Below are 15,789 nucleotides of genomic sequence, written 5' to 3'. Positions count from 1 at the left end.
TCCCCCTACTTTATCTCTCTTATACAAACTTGTGGAAGCAGCTCTTCAACTATTTCTTTTGTACAAAGTCCTAATGAAAATGCGGTTGCACTTCCTGAAGCAACACTATAGCGAAATGCCTCTTCAATATTTGAAGTAGATTGATAGGCAGCTAAAAATCCTGCCACCATGGAATCCCCGGCACCAACTGAGTTCTTCACAATCCCTTTTGGTACCTCTGCAAATAAAACAGTATCCTTATTGATTAAAACTGCTCCATCTCCTGCAAGAGAAACAATTACATTCTTTGCACCCAAATCTACCAGTTTTTGTCCATAGGGCACGACTTCCTCCACGCTGGAAATCACTGTATTAAACAGTTCACCTAACTCGTGGTGATTAGGTTTAATTAAGAATGGTCGATAGGATAGGACTTTTTTCAAAAGATCTCCTTCCGCATCAACAACAAATTGAGCCCCATTTTCTTTACAGATTTTAACTATTTCTTCATATGTGGTTTTTGGTAAGGAGGCAGGGATGCTTCCAGCCAATACCAACAAATCTTTCGAATCCAACTTTTCAATCTGGGATTTTAAAAGTTCGAAAGCATCTTTTGATATGTTTGGTCCTTTTGCATTAATTTCTGATTCTTTTCCTGTTTTTAGCTTCATATTAATTCGAGTATCTTCTGACACCTCAACAAAATCCGTTTCTATTTCTTCTCTTCGAAGAAATTGGTCAATGTAGGTACCAGTAAATCCACCAATAAAACCAAGTGCTTTACTTTTAGTACCAAATTGTTTTAAAACCCTAGAAACATTTATCCCTTTCCCACCTGGAAACTTAGCTTCACTTACTGTACGGTTCAATTCACCTAGTTGAAAACTTTCAAGTTGAACAATATAGTCAACTGATGGATTTAAAGTTAATGTGTAAATCATGCTGTCACTACCTTTATTGATGTTTTATTTCGATATTGCTCCTGAGTTTCATCTTCTAAATCATTGGTAATAATGGCTGCTTCATGTATATCAGCAATTTTTGCAAACGATATTTCAGCGAACTTTGTATTATCTGCTAATATATAGGCCTCTCTTGAAAGTGATATTGCCTTTTGCTTAACCATTGCCTCTTCTTGGTCAGGAGTGGTAAAGCCAAGCTGTGGGTGAATACCATTTATCCCCATAAAGCATTTATCAAAACGATAGAGATCGAGACTCGCTAAAGCACCTCTTCCAATGAAAGCATTGGTATTCGGCTTTATTAGTCCACCAATCAAGTAAGTAGAGATCCCTTTATTAAGTAACGGTGATAAGTGCATTAGTCCGTTTGTTACAACGACAATATTTTTATTAGGTAAAAATTCAATCATTTCCATTACTGTTGTTCCTGCATCCAAATAAATAGTGTCCCCTTCTTCGACTAACCCAGCTGCATATTTTGCAATCTGTCGTTTTTCTTGAAGGTTTTTGGAAGATTTCTCAATCATGCTTGGCTCTTGAAGCTTGCCTTGTAATCTTGACGCTCCTCCATGGATTCTCTTTAGGAACCGTTGTTCTTCTAGCAGAGAAAAATCTCTTCGGATTGTTGATTCGGAGGACTTTGTCAGGTCCATTACCTCTTGAATTTTAACAATGCTTTTTTCTTTTAATAATTGAAGAATAATTCGATGCCGTTCTGGTGTTAACACTTAAATCACCTTCAACTTGTATATTTGTTATTATCATACTGAAAACGATTCCATAAATCAATCATTTTCTTTCAAAAATATTAAAATTTTGGATGTTTTTGAACGTTTTCAGAAAACTCCTGTCATAATTAGTTTTTGAAGAATCAGTTTGTATTCTTCCCAATAGAATTTTTTATACCATAAAAAACGCCAAAATGAGTATTCTGGCGTTTCTCCTTGTATTATTGATATGGGCTTAACCATGAAGGGTCTCGATCCTTACACACATGACATTTCAAGGTTTCAGGGTGAAAGGTAAAAAATGACTGTCCACAATTTAAACAACTTTTTGAATAAAGCCCTACATACTCCTCATTTATTTTCTTTACTTCTGTTCTAATGTGAATAGCATCCTCCGAACAAATATCACTACATGCCTTACATCCTACACATTTTTGATGGTTTATTTGCAGCGTTTGATTGATAATTTGGAATACCTCTTGGGTACAAAACGTAATACAAGCTTGGCAAAGTGTACATTTTTTCCTATCCATCAGGATGGTGTAAAATTGATATTCAGGGTAATAGTTTGCGAGTTTCCACTGATTCACTTCCAGTTTCCAAGATGCTGGTGCCATACTTTTTGCTAACTGTTTCCCTTCTCGTTGCAAAGAGGTAAAAAAGGACCTTCTCGAAAATTTCTCCTCTTCTTGTGCCTTTTGTACTACCTCTATTACAGGTTCACCCACAACTTCTAGAACCTTATTTGTTTCAGTTAGTACCCTTTTCCACGGTTCATTCAGTGGTAAGTTTTGAGTCTGTATGCTCTTTACTCCCCTTTTTATATATATTAATAATTCTTTTACGGTTGGGGTGTAGCTTTCGTTATATAGTAGTGATCCTTTAAAAAAATCTCTTGAATCGACAATTCCTTCGATTGCTGATAATGGACAAGCAATCACACACTCTCCACAGGAGTTACATCCTTCATGATTGATTTCTATAGATTGTGGATTAAGAGATAGTGCCCCCTTTTTACATGCCTCTACACAAAAAGTGCAGGTTGAGTGAAGATTACTTAGCCTGGAACAATTCTCCGTTATCTTCAAATCCCTATGCATACTTTCAAGCAGATGAATGATTAGAGACATACTATCACCTACAATTTGGCATCCTTGTGAGGTGTAATCACAATATTTGGATGGGTAATTGACGCTTTTGGCATGCCTTTTATTCGACTTATACTTCCATACTTTTTCCGTAGCTTTTCTACGGGTCCAAATTCAATAGCTCTCATCGGACAAGTGGAAACACAAACCGGTTCCTCCCCTTTTTCTTGAAGATTCATGCAAAAATCACATTTATCAGATTTAAATTCTTTTGGATTATATTGTGGAGCTCCATATGGGCATGCTTTTACACATAATTGAGCACCTTGACAAACCTTTTGATCAATCGTAACAACTCCAGATTCTTTATTCTTCGTAATGGCCCCCGTAGGACAGCTTGGAATGCACTTTGGATTTGTACAATGATTACAAGCAATAGAATAATAATAGGCTTGTACGTTTTGAACTAGCCCCTTGCTTTGCTGTTGTATAAAGGTGCCATTTTCATAGGAGTATACTCTTCGGAAGTTAATGCCAACATCAAGATTGTTTTTATCCTTACAGGAGACACTACAGGCTTTACACCCCGTACAAAGACTTTGATTTATATAAAATCCTAATTGAGCCAAACTCCCTCACTCCTTATGCTTTCTTCACTTCAACAAGGTTGGTTTGTTGTGGGTTTGCTTTTGCAAGTGGTGTTGGCCTCTGAGATGTAAGAACATTTAATGAACCCCGTTGATCCAATCCATCTTTATCAGGTGTGTACCATGCCCCTTGCGGAATTCCTATCACACCTGGAGTTATACGTGGAGTAACCTTTACATCTATTTCCAAGGTCCCTCGCTCATTGAATACCTTTGCACGGTCTCCGTTTTTTATTCCCCGTTTCTCCGCATCCAAAGGATTCATCCACATTTCCTGCTTTGCAGATTCCTCTAGCCATGATTGGTTATCATAGGTGGAGTGACATCTTCGTTTATAATGCCAGCCGATTAGCTGTAAAGGATACTTTTCTGTTAATGGATCTTCTGGACCTTCCCATGAAGGAATATATTTTGCTATGGCAGGAATCTCATCGTGCTGATTCATGTCCCATAATGCCTTTGAAAATAATTCAATTTTTCCTGAAGGAGTTTCAAATGGCTTTTTTTCAAGGTCATCAATTTGTTCTTTGAAGCCAACAAGTGGTTCGTCAAACTTAAAGTGATGCACTCCTTTATCTCTAAACTCTTCAAAACTCGGGAAATTTGGATCTAACTCTTTTTTTGTTCTTTCCACACTTTCCTTCACAAGATCAAAGGTGGTTTTTCCCTCGGTGAATTTATCTTTGATCCCTAACTTATCTGCCACTTCAGCAAATACATCATACTCATCTCGACATTCATATAAAGGATCGATTGTCTTTTCCCCAAGGACTACATAATCTCCAAAGCACCATGGGACCCCGATATCCCAGCGTTCAAAAAAGGTGGTTCCAGGTAATAAAATATCAGCAAACTTCGCACTTGGAGTCATAAATAGATCACTTACAACAATAAATTCCACTTTGCTATCATCTTCTAATAATGCACGGGTTTTGTTAATATCTGAATGTTGATTGATTAACATATTTCCAGCCATGTTAAAGATACATTTGATGTTGGACGTCAGCCGTTCAACACCTTCTAATCCATCCTTTTCTGTCATTTCAATTCCTTTTTCAACTGCCTTTGTCCATAAGAAACAGGGAATGGAGGCTTTTACTGGATTCTCAAACGAAAAGGGATACACAATATCCGATCGACTCCAATACCCAGTTCCTGCAGCCCAACCACCTAGCTTACCGACATTTCCTGTTAAGCAAGCCAGCTGCGCTCCCCCTCTCATAAACTGTTCACCAAACGCCTGCCGTTGTGCTGCCCATCCTTGAATAAGTGCTGCAGGCTTTGTGTTGGCATAGTTACGAGCAATTTCTCTGATTTTTTCGGCAGGCACACGACAAATCTTTTCTGCCCACTCCGGTGTTTTAGGGACACCATCTTTCACACCTAACAAGTAATTCTTTAATGATTCCTCTTTAGGAATACCCTCTGGCATATGACTGTCATCAAACCCCAGACAATATTTATTCTAGGAATTCTTGATCATGTAGGTTTTCGGTTATAATTACGTAACCCATTGCATCCATCATGGCATTATCTGTTGTAGGGAGAATGGGAATCCATTCATCCGCGAACGCTATAGCAGTATCTGTATATCTAGGATCAATAACAATAATTTTTGCCCCATTTTTTTTTGCCTGCATCAAATACTCTCTGTAAGGGGTTGAAAATATCATTTCTGAAGGATTTTGTCCCCACAGAATAATATATTTGGAGTGTAAGAGTGAATCAAAACTGCTGCCGGAATTGTTTGTACCATACGTGTAAGGGGTCGCTACATTTCCTGCCCCTGAACTATAATCATTACGGTAATTTAAAAAGCCGCCAGTAAGTGATAAAAGCTTTCTGGCTGCATTTTTTCCCCCATGTAACCCCCAGCTCTGACCGGATGCATAGTTTACATATCTTGACTCTGGACCGTAATGGTCGCCAATTCGTTTCACTTCTGTTGCAATGGTTTCGATTGCTTCATCCCAGGTGATTCTTTCAAATTTTCCTTCTCCTCTTTTTCCAACTCGCTTCATCGGATATTTTAAACGGTCAGGATGGTACAGCAAACTTCGGTAATTTCTTCCCCTAACGCAAGCCCGTAATGGTGGGGTGGATAAGTCACCACTTTCCTGCGTGTCCGTGCTAACCCTAACAACTACGCCATCTTTCACATGCGCCTTAATGACGCAGCGTCCGCCGCAATTATTGATACTGCAGGTAGAAACAATCTTTTCTTCTACTTTTGCATTTGCTACTTCCTCTTTTTGTTGGCGGTCCACCAGCAATTTGGTACCTACTCCTCCAGCTATAACAGGAATTCCAATTGCACTAGACCATTTTAAAAATGTTCTTCTCTGCATTTTATTTTTTAGAAGTTTGTTAATCGGGCCATTTTCAGACATCGGCTAATACCTCCTTAATCTCATATAAGGTTGTTAAGTCATCATTGATAAAATCATCAAGAAGCATGGCTGCTCCTAAAAATAATTGACTATTGGTAGTTTGAATTACTCGTTTACAAAAGTATGGAATCCACACTGTTAAATGTTTTTCAAGAAACTGGTGTTGACTAGAAATTAATTCAATAAATCGATCAGGCTGAGTTTCCAGCAAGCATAAATCAATAAGATTAATCATAAACTCCAACTCTATTAATAAATGATCATCTGGCTCATTATTTTCTCTCACATTTTTGAGCCCAAATTGATGATATTGTTCTCTAACTTGATAAGTCCATTCCTCAAATAGGAGTTGCTCTTTACTCCGGTGATATGACTCCCATGGTGGCGCAGGTAATGGTCCCGGCCCAAGGAAAAGGCGTTGATATTCTTCTCGCTCATTCTCTAGGTACTCGTTGGATAGATGTTGAAAAAAATCATTTAATATTTTACCACCCTCATGAATTTCTTCTAATTCTTGTAAATTAACTTTATTTCGAATCTCAAAATATTCATTACCGCAAGTTGGCATTTGAAATAATAAATGAAGCAGTTGATAAAAATTCTTCCTAGACTTTAATAGAGGCTGTAACAACTCCATATGTACTGATGCGGCCATGTTAGCCATTTTACCCTCTCCTATTTGTGAATTATTTCACAATTTACTTGAAAATTTTTTCACCTACTTTTTCCCATTATTCCATATATGTTATATCCTACCTTAAAACTTCTTTAGTTTGATTAACTTTGTGCAATAATTCACAATAAATTCAAATTCCTTAAAGTAATTTTAATGTTACTTAAAATTTGATACACATCTTTTTCTGTTATGACAAAAATTTGTGTATAATAATAAAGCCGAATAAAAAGAAAAGGATGATTCCCTTGAATATTACAGGTCATGAAGTTGAAAAACTTGAAGATCCATTTGGTTTACTTTCAGGTGACCGATATGAATTTTTTATAGAACTTGATGTGGAAGAAGAGGACGAGCTATATTCCGAGAAGGGTGTAGGGTTAAAACTAATTTACGTTTCTGATGAAAATGGAGACAAGATTACTAACTATTATTTCTATGAGCGCGGAAGTGAAAAAGTTCTTGATTTCGAACTGGAAGAAGACGAAGAAGAGCTTGTCTTAGCCTATTGTAAAGAAAACGCAGAATAAAAAAACAGGGAGTCTAGCTCCCTGCTTTGAAAAATCACATAAAATTTTTACTATGGTTATGAATTACCTGTAGTTCTTTCGTCGTTTGTCTCATTTCACTTTTACAAATAGGACAGAGGGGTACTTCAGTACTCTTAAAATTGTCGCGAATCCAACATTTACAAGCATCAGAAGTACATTCCCAAATTTTCGTTTCTTCTAATTTAATTTCTTCGTCATTTTTTCTACCAAATGCCAAAACGATCACCCCTTGTACTTAGTTAATAAATGGTATGAACACTTTGTTTGTTAGCTCTAAAGCTCTTTTTCTAGTGAAAAAATATAGATAAAAAGGTGATGCTTTAGTCGTATGCATCACCCTTTTATTTTCTAAAGATTAAGCTGTTTTTACGTTAGAAGCTTGTGGTCCGCGAGCGCCTTCCACGATTTCAAAAGAAACTGATTGGCCTTCTTCTAATGTTTTAAAGCCTTCTGATTGGATAGCTGAAAAGTGAACAAATACATCTTGACCGCCTTCTGCTTCAATAAATCCAAAACCTTTTTCTGCATTAAACCATTTTACTTTACCGTTACTCATCAATAAAACCCCCAAGATTTTGTTCACTTTAAGTTAATCTGAACATTTAAAAATAATAAAAAAGACGTACTGACACGTTTGGGCAATAGACATCACCCACATTTCCGTGCAGTTACGGCTACTTAAACGAATAAATATTTAACGAACTTATAAGCGTAATTTTAGTATATTACACTTTACACTAATAGTCAATTTATTTCAACTTTCATAAAATACTGAATTAGTTCATCCAATACCTCATTTAAATCAGTAAATTGGTATCCTAAATGGTTCACCCTGTCAGTATTAATCGACCAAGAACCATCCATACCATATGGTGAGGAATTTTCCTTTGTTAATTCTGAAGTTATGTCTGCTGATTCCCCGGTTATTTCCTCTATTTTGCCAAGAATACTCCTTAAGGAAATATCGTCCTTACACCCTGGATTAATAGGTCCTGTGAACACATCACGTCCCATATGTAAAAGGAATTTAGCGGCTTCATCTGAAAGAATAAAACTGTATTTCGCATCCGGAAATTTAATGCCTATTGGCTTCCTGTATAAGACCCTGTCTACATGAAACTTGAGTCTATTCGTATAATCGTCTTTACCTATGACAAGTGGAAAACGAACGGCCACTACATCAAAATCGGTCTCTTGAAATAAATAAGCTTCTGCAGCCCTTTTTGCTTCCTGGTATCCCAAATATCCTGGATAATCCCTTCTTGTTTTAAATTGAAAGTGAAAGCTGAATGGATCAAAATCTTCTTCTACATGCTTGTCCCCATACTCATAAACAGCCATAGTTGAGGTGAAAATATACCTCTTTACCTTCCCCTTCAGTGCTTCCGCAGCATCCTTTGCTTCTTGCGGGGAAAGACACGATTGGTCATAAACAACATCCCAATTCCTTTCACTAAATGCATGGATAAGTGAAGCCCGATCCTCACGATCAATAATTAATCTTTCTACTTTCTCTCCAAAAGGGTCTTTCGATTGTCCTCTTGTCGCAATAGTCACAGCAATGTTTTCGTTAAGCAGCTTTTCCACAAGCAACTTCCCAAAAAATTGTGTTCCCCCTAAAACCAGCACTCGTTCCATTTCTCTGTTCCCCCTTTCCATTCTTTTTTAATATTCACCGTCCAATTTAAAAATTCCTTTTTTTAATTCCGAACATGGAAAACTACCGTTCACAAGAACAAAAGGCAGAAGCGCCTCGTTCAGCCCCGACAGGCAAATGTTCTTCGGCAAGAAAAGTCCGCCTTTTGACTTTTATTGCCGAAGGTTATTTGACCCGAGGGGCTAGGCGCTGGAGCTAGATTCGGACAACTAGTTCAGTTATCCACACTTGAATCTTTTTATAATCTCCTTAACAATAAAGAAAATGAAACCCCAAAAGAGTTTCATTCTTTTTGAAATTCACCACGCAAAAAAGTGTCTGTGAAATTTTGGGCGAATTTCTGTATATCTGCTTCCATTCCAATGTAGTCTAAACTTTCAATTGGTTCTTTGTCAGGTTTTGGGCGGAAATCTGCAATACTTTTTCCTTTTGCATTACCAAACTGCTCTACTCTTACACGCCTTGGGATATACTTTACTAGTTCAGGATTAGTCAAGGCCATAAGGGGGACCACATCATGAAGGGGGGCGCCTTTTATTCCAGGGACATTTGTTTGATAAGCATTAAAATAATAATCAAAGGCTGGTTTAATTAGTGGTTTAAAAGGAGTAGGACTATTCTCTGAGAGGTAATTTATGATTTCAGGTGTAATAATTGCTTTATTCGTGATATTCAATGGATGCAGGTATATATTATGCGCTTTTTCCATGACTGTATACGCCGCGATTGGGTCCACAAAAAAATTAGCTTCCGCTTCTGAAGTGATATTTCCTGGCACCAAAAATGCCCCACCCATTATATAAAATGCAGAGACATCTTTTAAAACATTATCTCCATAGAGAATAAACATCAAAGACAATTCAGTTAATCTACCAACAGAAACAATAATAAGATTTCCTTTATATTGATTAACAATTTCAAGAATCTTGTTAAAGTCAAAAACCTTTACATTTTTTAACGTATCAGGAGGTTTAATGGGGCCTAATCCTTCCTTCCCATGTATTTCTGGATAGTATTGCACGAGTTCTCCTGATAACGGACCTGCCGCTCCGCCAATAATGGGGATATCTCCTCTTCCAGCTAGGCTTAGAAGATAAGCGGTATTTCTGATTGACTGCTCCTTTGGTGTATTGCCATATCCGCTTACCACACCAACTAAATTAATTTTCGGATTAAGTAAGGCGTACATTATTGCAAATGAATCATCTACTCCGGGATCTGCAAACAAAAGCACATTATAAGCCATTGCCTCTCCTCCATTAGTTTCTAATTTTTATAAACCTATGCTTAAAACAGAAATACAAGAACATGGATAGGCACAGAAAAAACTGACTCTTATAAATAGAATCAGCCTATTGTGAATCATTTATTTTATGCTTCCTTCTTTACTTTAGGTACTTTTGTTGCCTTGGTTGCTTTTGTTGCTGCTTTTTTCTTTGGCGCCGCTACTTTGTTTGGCTTCGTTCGGTCTATTGATGCTTGTAAAGCTGCCATTAAGTCTGTCACATTTGAAGGTGCATCCTTTGCAGCCGCAGTAACTGTCTCTTTACCAGTCCGCTTGGATTCAATTAATTCAAGCAGTGCGGTTCGATAATCATCCGTATATTTTTCAGGTTCGAACACAGAAGTCAACTGATCAATTAATAAAATAGCTGTATCTAATTCTTTTTGCGTCACTTTATCCTCTGAAGGGACATTCGGCACATCACCAGCTTTACGAACTTCATCAGGATAATGAATCGTTTCCATCACTAATGTATTTTCATATACACGAATAACCGCAAGCTGTTCTTTTGAACGAATAACAATTTTGGCCAACCCTACTTTTTGGGATTCCTCCAATGCCTTTCGTAACAAGGAATATGCTTTCCCTCCTCCTTCATTAGGTGACATGTAATAGCTTCTATCAAAATAAATCGGGTCAATTTCCTCTATTTTTACAAAATCAATAATTTCTACTGCCTTTTCCTCGTTTTCTTTTCTTAATTTTTCAAGTTCCTCTTGATCAAGAACAACAAATTTTCCCTTTGTATATTCATACGCCTTTACGATATCCTCCGGTTTCACTTCTTCTTCACAAACGGAGCAAATTTTTTCATATTTAATTGGGGCATGACATTTGTTATGCAAGGTGCGAAGCTTTATGTCTTTATCTTCTGTTGCCGTATGGAGCTTGATGGGGATATTTACAAGTCCAAAACTGATGCTTCCCTTCCACATCGTATGCATAAATCATTCTCCATTCTTTTTGTTTTTATTTTGTGTTTCTTCGTTTCTTACATCCATAAAAACAATTGGAAAAGGATGAAGAGATTAAAAATGTAACAAAATAATAAAAAAGGGAGGACGAACTGATATGAAGCCGATGCTGCCTAGTTTGACTTTTGAACTTCCCGTTCGTCCCGATTGGGTGTACGAGGTGAAATACGACGGATTTCGTGCCATTTTAGACTGGACCTCCAAAGGGATTGAACTAACAAGCAGAAATGGGAAGACCCTTTTACCTCAATTTCCTGAAATAAAGGAATTTTTATTGAAGCATGAAGAACAATTTAAACCATATCTCCCTCTTCGTTTAGATGGTGAGCTTGTTTCACTAGAAAATACACACAAATCCAATTTTTCGGCTATCCAAGTTCGTGGCCGATTAAAATCTGAAAAAAAAATCAATGACCAAGCTACAAGCTTTCCTTGCCGCCTTATGGTCTTTGATTTATTGCTCCTTAGCGGAAAACCTTTTACTATTCAACCATTCGAAAAACGAAAAGAAGAATTAAGGAAATTATTTATCAACATGGGTTTTGACTTAGATTCCGACCCGTATACTGCCCAATTACTTCAATTTGTAAATGCACATGAGGATTTTAATGACCTTTGGGAGAAAATTATTTTATATGATGGTGAAGGGATTATTGCAAAGTATAAAAAAAGCATATGGGAGGAAGGAAAACGATCATTACAATGGTTGAAGTATAAAAATTGGAAATATGTCAGCTGTTTCATCACATCTTATGATAAAACAAATGGATACTTTTATGTTGGTGTATATAGGGATGAAAAGGTTTATAGTGTAGGGCAAGTCCTATTCGGTTTTAAACCTGAGGAAAAAAATGCACTGCAACATACGATTAAGCAAAATATGATACGTGAAGATGCACAGTTTATTTATGTTGAACCAGCAATCTGTCTTGAAGTGAAGTATTTGGAACTATACGATAACCAGCTCCGCGAGCCTCATTTTGACCGTTTTCGCTTTGAGCTTGAACCATCCTCTTGCACATATGAACGATTTATTTTTGCACAAAAGAACTTACCAGCAGACCTTGAGATTACCCATCCAAATAAACCACTTTGGGAGAAACTGGCGATTCAAAAAGCAGATTATATTTTGTACTTACGGGAAATTTCCCCGTATATGCTGCCATTTTTAAAAAGTCGGTTATTAACAGTCATTCGGTACCCTCACGGAATGTCCGGTGAAGCTTTTTATCAAAAGAACTGTCCTGAGTATGCACCTGAATTTGTACAAACCTTTACTTCAGAAGGAATTGACTACATACTTTGCAATGATTTAAAAACTCTCGTTTGGCTTGGTAACCAGCTCGCAATTGAATTCCATATCCCTTTTCAAACAACCACTAGCAAGGGCCCAAGTGAAATAGTTTTTGATTTAGATCCTCCTTCAAAGGACTACTTCCATTTAGCCATAAGAGCCGCCCTCTTTATAAAAGAAGTTCTTGATCAATTAAATTTAATTGGGTTCATTAAAACCTCTGGTAATAAAGGTTTACAAATTTACCTTCCCTTGCCGGAGAACACATACTCCTATGAGGATACGAGACTCTTTACCAGCTTCATTGCAGACTACTTGATATCAAAGGATCCCGATTCCTTTACCATTGAAAGAATGAAGAAAAATCGGAGAAATCGCCTCTATGTAGACTATGTTCAGCATAGTGAGGGCAAGACCATTGTTGCACCCTATTCTATGAGAGGCAATGAGCATGCTGGTGTAGCGACACCACTTTACTGGGAGGAAGTAGATGAAAATCTACAGCTGATTTCCTTTAACATGGAAAACGCCATAAAACGTATACGTGAGCAAGGAGACCCTTTTAATGATTACTTCCAAACCAAACAACTTCAACCGTTTGGACCAGTGCTTGATTTTTTAAAAAAAGGTATAGTAAAAAAAGGATAAGGGGGAGCCCTTATCCTTCCATGTTATTCCCAATAAATTGTTGCGCTTGTGTTTGAAGCTTCTCATAGATCCTTTGTTCAGAAAATTCATTCCTAATTTTGGTTGAAAATAATGCATTATCAAGATCAACTGTAACCTCAGTCTTGTATAGATAAGTTGCATTTCCTATTAGATCTATCGTGTATTTCCCTTCCTTTTCATGGACAACACACTGGACCTTACCTCCATTATTATAAACCTGTATAACCTCTTCTAATTTATTTAATCCTGTTAAACACGTCACAAGTGAGGACGCAGACATAGCCGTACCACACGCATTAGTAAACCCTACACCTCGTTCGTATGTTCTAACATAAATGGAACCTGACTCCAAGGATTTGACAAAACTGACATTTACTCCGTCTGGGAACAAATGATTCGGGCCATTTACTCTCTCACTTAGGTTCTTTTGCATATCCCCTTGTATTTGTTCTGTTTCTACAATTGTAATTAAATGTGGGTTAGGAACCGCAAGTGCAGTAAACCTCAACTCATCAGAAAGTTCTTCTATTCGCTCATTAAAAAGTGTTGGTTTTCCTAAATTTAACGGTAAAGCTGATAAATTGAACAATACAGGGGAAATTTCCACTTGATAGGTGTGTATATTTGGAAATATATCATTTTGTTTACTCACCCTTAAATCTGCTTTCATTGTTTCTATTACCGCTTCATTTGAGCCAAGTAATTCACATATATATCTCGCAACAAGCCGTAATCCATTGCCGCACATTGATGCTTCCGAACCATCCGCGTTAAATACACGCATTCTCCCATCAGCATGGTCGCTCTTCATAACAAAAAGTATGCCATCTGCACCTAAATCAGTATTTCTATTACAAAGCATCTGTGCCATTCTAGACCGTTCACTTTCAGTAAATGAGTATTCATTGGATATCTCATCGATAATTAGGAAATCATTGCCCGACCCATGACCTTTTATTAGTTCAATTTGCACTGTATATCCCCCACTTGAAGATGTAAATTTGTTTAATATATCATATCAAACATTAGTAAGGAGGGAAACCATCTGACTCCTTTATCTCTCAATAAAGTATTCATTAATTAATAACGACATTTTTAGCAGCTTGTCCTTTTCTGAAAGAATTTCTCTAAAGGACAGTACAGGAGTATTGGGATCTGGAAATAATGGACTCCACGATACCGGCATCCAACCTCTTCGAAGTCTTCCTAGTTGATGATGACTATGATCTAAAACCTTTTCATCCATAAAAGTAGCTGCTCCTTGGATAAAGCCAATACTTTTTCCTGTTTGATCCAAAAATTCCTTTTTATCTTTTAGAAAACCGTTGTTTTCTCGTTTAAAGCAGCCCAAATATGTCAGCTGTTCATTATATACTTCTATCCTCAGGACGCTTCCACCCTTTACTTTATAGAATCCAATGGGTTCTTCCTCCGAATTGTAAAGTACATACATTTTTCTAAACTTAATCCTATCCAACCACTTTCCATCATGTTTTTTAAGAACACCTGCTAAGTGACCATCCGGAAAGTAAAGAAATAAACGTACTGTAGGTGTACTCATGTAAAATACTAAAAGATTCCTCGCAGAGGCTATAGAGCAAGATCTGTTCTTAGACTTAGCTTCTCCCAAATGTCTGCTAATTGAAATGGATTGCCTTAGTCTAAATAGACAGAATTGAAATGAGATCAAACTATAAATAAGAAATGGAAGGGTCAATAACATAACTTCATTACTTTTAAAAAAAGAGAGATTGCCTGCCACGATTATGATGACTGGTACTAGAGCTGCAATACTACCATTTAAGTTGATATTGGCTGTATCTCGGTAATATTCATGTATTTTCATTAAGATAACTCCTTATCAGTTCTCTTATACTAGTTTATTTACTAGACTGCAAAAAAATGATAGAAGTTTTCTTATATATGAGAAAAGAGAAGTGTCTTCTAGGGACACTTCTCTTACATTTCAATATATTGACGTATGGAAGACATAGATGCTTTGGCGTCCTCATACCCTTGATGATACAACGCTTCTAACCTAGTTGGGTTTCTTTCCATTCTCCCTACCTTTAATGGCTGTAAAGGACGAATGATAAGGACGTTTCCAGCTTTCTCTTCTTTTTCTAAAAAGGAGAGTGTTTCATTGTATATTTGATATCGATTTCTTAAGGACTGCTGTAAGCCTTTATATTCCGGATACTTACGATTCACAAGAAAGTGAAACTTGGAAGGTTTCTTCAAATATCCTTCATTTCTTGTAAGGATGACAATATTCTTTTTAAAACCATCCTCTTGAGCTTTTTTAATAGGAATAGGGTCACTTATTCCCCCATCAAGCAGGACCTTGTCTTTAAACCGTACTTCAGGGGCAATAAATGGCAAGGAGCTAGATGCCCGTAATACGGTAAGAAGATCCTTATCATAATCTTGCTTCTTAAAATAGACAGGCTCTCCCGTTAGGCAGTCTGTCGTCCCTACAACAAATTCAGAAGGATTTTTGTAGAATTCATCATAATGGTACGGTACATGTTTATTGGGAATCTCATCAAAAATAAAATCCATTCCAAAAAACTGACGGTTTTTAAAATAATTTTGCCATGAAATATACCTTGGGTCCGCTGCATACTTTATCGTTACGGTTTTATTTCTCCCTTTTTGCTTTGACAAATAAGAGGCCGCATTACAAGCACCAGCTGATACACCTATAACATAAGGGAAAAATAATTCTTGTTCTAAGAAATATTCAAGGATCCCAGCGGTATAAACCCCACGCATCCCGCCACCTTCTAAAACCAAGCCGACTTGATTGAACATGGTTGCTTCGTCCTTTCTCTTTACCTTTGCAAATTCCAATAATAGTCATTATAGACCATGAAAGAATTTTTGCCTAAC

Annotated in this window: 17 protein-coding genes; 2 read left to right on the top strand and 15 right to left on the bottom strand. The window is 37.0% G+C overall.

The genetic code is table 11. The annotated features are described in order from the left end of the window. Window positions 1–5: 5 nt before the first annotated feature. The 7 genes from pfkB to QFZ87_RS12140 all read right to left on the bottom strand — a co-directional run bounded on the left by pfkB (window position 6) and on the right by QFZ87_RS12140 (window position 6,458). The gene (pfkB, locus tag QFZ87_RS12170; RefSeq protein ID WP_309861578.1) at window positions 6–920 is read right to left on the bottom strand and encodes a 1-phosphofructokinase; all 915 of its coding nucleotides are present in this window, start codon (window positions 918–920) and stop codon (window positions 6–8) included. Further along, entirely contained in the window at window positions 917–1,669 is a 753-nt protein-coding gene (locus QFZ87_RS12165; protein WP_309861575.1) for a DeoR/GlpR family DNA-binding transcription regulator, read from the bottom strand. The genes pfkB and QFZ87_RS12165 overlap by 4 nt, the downstream gene beginning before the upstream one ends. Window positions 1,670–1,890: 221 nt before the next feature. Then, window positions 1,891–2,799: a 4Fe-4S dicluster domain-containing protein gene (locus QFZ87_RS12160; RefSeq protein WP_309861572.1), complete on the bottom strand. Its 909-nt coding sequence runs from the start codon at window positions 2,797–2,799 to the stop codon at window positions 1,891–1,893. Window positions 2,800–2,807: 8 nt separating this feature from the next. Beyond that, window positions 2,808–3,386 carry a DMSO/selenate family reductase complex B subunit gene (locus tag QFZ87_RS12155; RefSeq protein ID WP_309861569.1) on the bottom strand — a complete coding sequence of 193 codons (579 nt, stop codon included), beginning with the start codon at window positions 3,384–3,386 and terminating at the stop codon, window positions 2,808–2,810. Between the two features lie 13 nt (window positions 3,387–3,399). Beyond that, window positions 3,400–4,836, bottom strand: a complete 1,437-nt coding sequence (locus QFZ87_RS12150) for a molybdopterin dinucleotide binding domain-containing protein (protein ID WP_309861566.1) — start codon at window positions 4,834–4,836, stop codon at window positions 3,400–3,402. Window positions 4,837–4,864: 28 nt separating this feature from the next. Next, window positions 4,865–5,794 (bottom strand): molybdopterin-dependent oxidoreductase, encoded by a 930-nt coding sequence (locus QFZ87_RS12145; RefSeq protein ID WP_309861563.1) that lies wholly within the window; start codon window positions 5,792–5,794, stop codon window positions 4,865–4,867. Further along, a complete protein-coding gene (locus tag QFZ87_RS12140; protein ID WP_309861560.1) occupies window positions 5,787–6,458 on the bottom strand; it encodes a TorD/DmsD family molecular chaperone in 672 nt (223 codons plus the stop codon). Before QFZ87_RS12140 ends, QFZ87_RS12145 begins: the two co-directional genes overlap by 8 nt. 248 nt (window positions 6,459–6,706) lie before the next feature. On the opposite strand from QFZ87_RS12140, the gene QFZ87_RS12135 reads away from it, so the two are divergent. Beyond that, window positions 6,707–6,997, top strand: a complete 291-nt coding sequence (locus tag QFZ87_RS12135; protein ID WP_309861557.1) for a DUF6509 family protein — start codon at window positions 6,707–6,709, stop codon at window positions 6,995–6,997. A gap of 34 nt (window positions 6,998–7,031) precedes the next feature. On the opposite strand, the gene QFZ87_RS12130 is transcribed toward QFZ87_RS12135, so the two are convergent. The 5 genes from QFZ87_RS12130 to ku all read right to left on the bottom strand — a co-directional run bounded on the left by QFZ87_RS12130 (window position 7,032) and on the right by ku (window position 10,904). Next, complete coding sequence (locus QFZ87_RS12130) at window positions 7,032–7,235, bottom strand: cold-shock protein (RefSeq protein ID WP_308083549.1); 204 nt, start codon at window positions 7,233–7,235, stop codon at window positions 7,032–7,034. 138 nt (window positions 7,236–7,373) lie between these two features. Next, the gene (cspD, locus tag QFZ87_RS12125) at window positions 7,374–7,574 is read right to left on the bottom strand and encodes a cold-shock protein CspD (protein ID WP_309861551.1); all 201 of its coding nucleotides are present in this window, start codon (window positions 7,572–7,574) and stop codon (window positions 7,374–7,376) included. Window positions 7,575–7,762: 188 nt separating this feature from the next. After that, window positions 7,763–8,656: an NAD-dependent epimerase/dehydratase family protein gene (locus QFZ87_RS12120; RefSeq protein ID WP_309861548.1), complete on the bottom strand. Its 894-nt coding sequence runs from the start codon at window positions 8,654–8,656 to the stop codon at window positions 7,763–7,765. A gap of 302 nt (window positions 8,657–8,958) precedes the next feature. Then, window positions 8,959–9,921, bottom strand: coding sequence for a nucleoside hydrolase (locus tag QFZ87_RS12115; RefSeq protein ID WP_309861545.1), 963 nt, complete (start codon window positions 9,919–9,921; stop codon window positions 8,959–8,961). Window positions 9,922–10,046: 125 nt separating this feature from the next. Further along, window positions 10,047–10,904 (bottom strand): non-homologous end joining protein Ku, encoded by an 858-nt coding sequence (gene ku / locus QFZ87_RS12110; RefSeq protein WP_309861543.1) that lies wholly within the window; start codon window positions 10,902–10,904, stop codon window positions 10,047–10,049. A 127-nt stretch (window positions 10,905–11,031) separates the two neighbouring features. Here ku and QFZ87_RS12105 point away from each other — a divergent pair, with 127 nt between their 5' ends. Beyond that, on the top strand, window positions 11,032–12,876 hold the full coding sequence (locus QFZ87_RS12105; protein ID WP_309861540.1) for a DNA ligase D: 1,845 nt from the start codon (window positions 11,032–11,034) through the stop codon (window positions 12,874–12,876). Window positions 12,877–12,886: 10 nt separating this feature from the next. On the opposite strand, the gene dapF is transcribed toward QFZ87_RS12105, so the two are convergent. The 3 genes from dapF to QFZ87_RS12090 form a co-directional block, all read right to left on the bottom strand. After that, window positions 12,887–13,870: a diaminopimelate epimerase gene (gene dapF, locus QFZ87_RS12100; protein ID WP_309861535.1), complete on the bottom strand. Its 984-nt coding sequence runs from the start codon at window positions 13,868–13,870 to the stop codon at window positions 12,887–12,889. Between the two features lie 81 nt (window positions 13,871–13,951). After that, entirely contained in the window at window positions 13,952–14,743 is a 792-nt protein-coding gene (locus QFZ87_RS12095) for a hypothetical protein (protein ID WP_309861532.1), read from the bottom strand. Between the two features lie 113 nt (window positions 14,744–14,856). Beyond that, entirely contained in the window at window positions 14,857–15,711 is an 855-nt protein-coding gene (locus QFZ87_RS12090) for a patatin-like phospholipase family protein (protein ID WP_309867831.1), read from the bottom strand. Between the last annotated feature and the right edge of the window lie 78 nt (window positions 15,712–15,789).

This window comes from Bacillus sp. SLBN-46 (assembly GCF_031453555.1).
Lineage (GTDB): Bacteria > Bacillota > Bacilli > Bacillales > Cytobacillaceae > Neobacillus.
The sequence above is the reverse complement of the archived record's forward strand: the minus strand, read 5'-3'. Positions and strand labels throughout refer to the sequence as shown.

What these genes read in the sequence shown, in the direction of transcription:
- QFZ87_RS12140 (WP_309861560.1), bottom strand. Translation starts at nt 6,458, where the DNA reads ATGGCTAACATGGCCGCATCAGTACATATGGAGTTGTTACAGCCTCTA.
- QFZ87_RS12160 (WP_309861572.1), bottom strand. Translation starts at nt 2,799, where the DNA reads ATGTCTCTAATCATTCATCTGCTTGAAAGTATGCATAGGGATTTGAAG.
- QFZ87_RS12095 (WP_309861532.1), bottom strand. Translation starts at nt 14,743, where the DNA reads ATGAAAATACATGAATATTACCGAGATACAGCCAATATCAACTTAAAT.
- cspD (WP_309861551.1), bottom strand. Translation starts at nt 7,574, where the DNA reads ATGAGTAACGGTAAAGTAAAATGGTTTAATGCAGAAAAAGGTTTTGGA.
- QFZ87_RS12150 (WP_309861566.1), bottom strand. Translation starts at nt 4,836, where the DNA reads ATGCCAGAGGGTATTCCTAAAGAGGAATCATTAAAGAATTACTTGTTA.
- QFZ87_RS12145 (WP_309861563.1), bottom strand. Translation starts at nt 5,794, where the DNA reads ATGTCTGAAAATGGCCCGATTAACAAACTTCTAAAAAATAAAATGCAG.
- QFZ87_RS12135 (WP_309861557.1), top strand. Translation starts at nt 6,707, where the DNA reads ATGATTCCCTTGAATATTACAGGTCATGAAGTTGAAAAACTTGAAGAT.
- pfkB (WP_309861578.1), bottom strand. Translation starts at nt 920, where the DNA reads ATGATTTACACATTAACTTTAAATCCATCAGTTGACTATATTGTTCAA.
- QFZ87_RS12120 (WP_309861548.1), bottom strand. Translation starts at nt 8,656, where the DNA reads ATGGAACGAGTGCTGGTTTTAGGGGGAACACAATTTTTTGGGAAGTTG.
- QFZ87_RS12115 (WP_309861545.1), bottom strand. Translation starts at nt 9,921, where the DNA reads ATGGCTTATAATGTGCTTTTGTTTGCAGATCCCGGAGTAGATGATTCA.
- QFZ87_RS12105 (WP_309861540.1), top strand. Translation starts at nt 11,032, where the DNA reads ATGAAGCCGATGCTGCCTAGTTTGACTTTTGAACTTCCCGTTCGTCCC.
- ku (WP_309861543.1), bottom strand. Translation starts at nt 10,904, where the DNA reads ATGCATACGATGTGGAAGGGAAGCATCAGTTTTGGACTTGTAAATATC.
- QFZ87_RS12090 (WP_309867831.1), bottom strand. Translation starts at nt 15,711, where the DNA reads ATGTTCAATCAAGTCGGCTTGGTTTTAGAAGGTGGCGGGATGCGTGGG.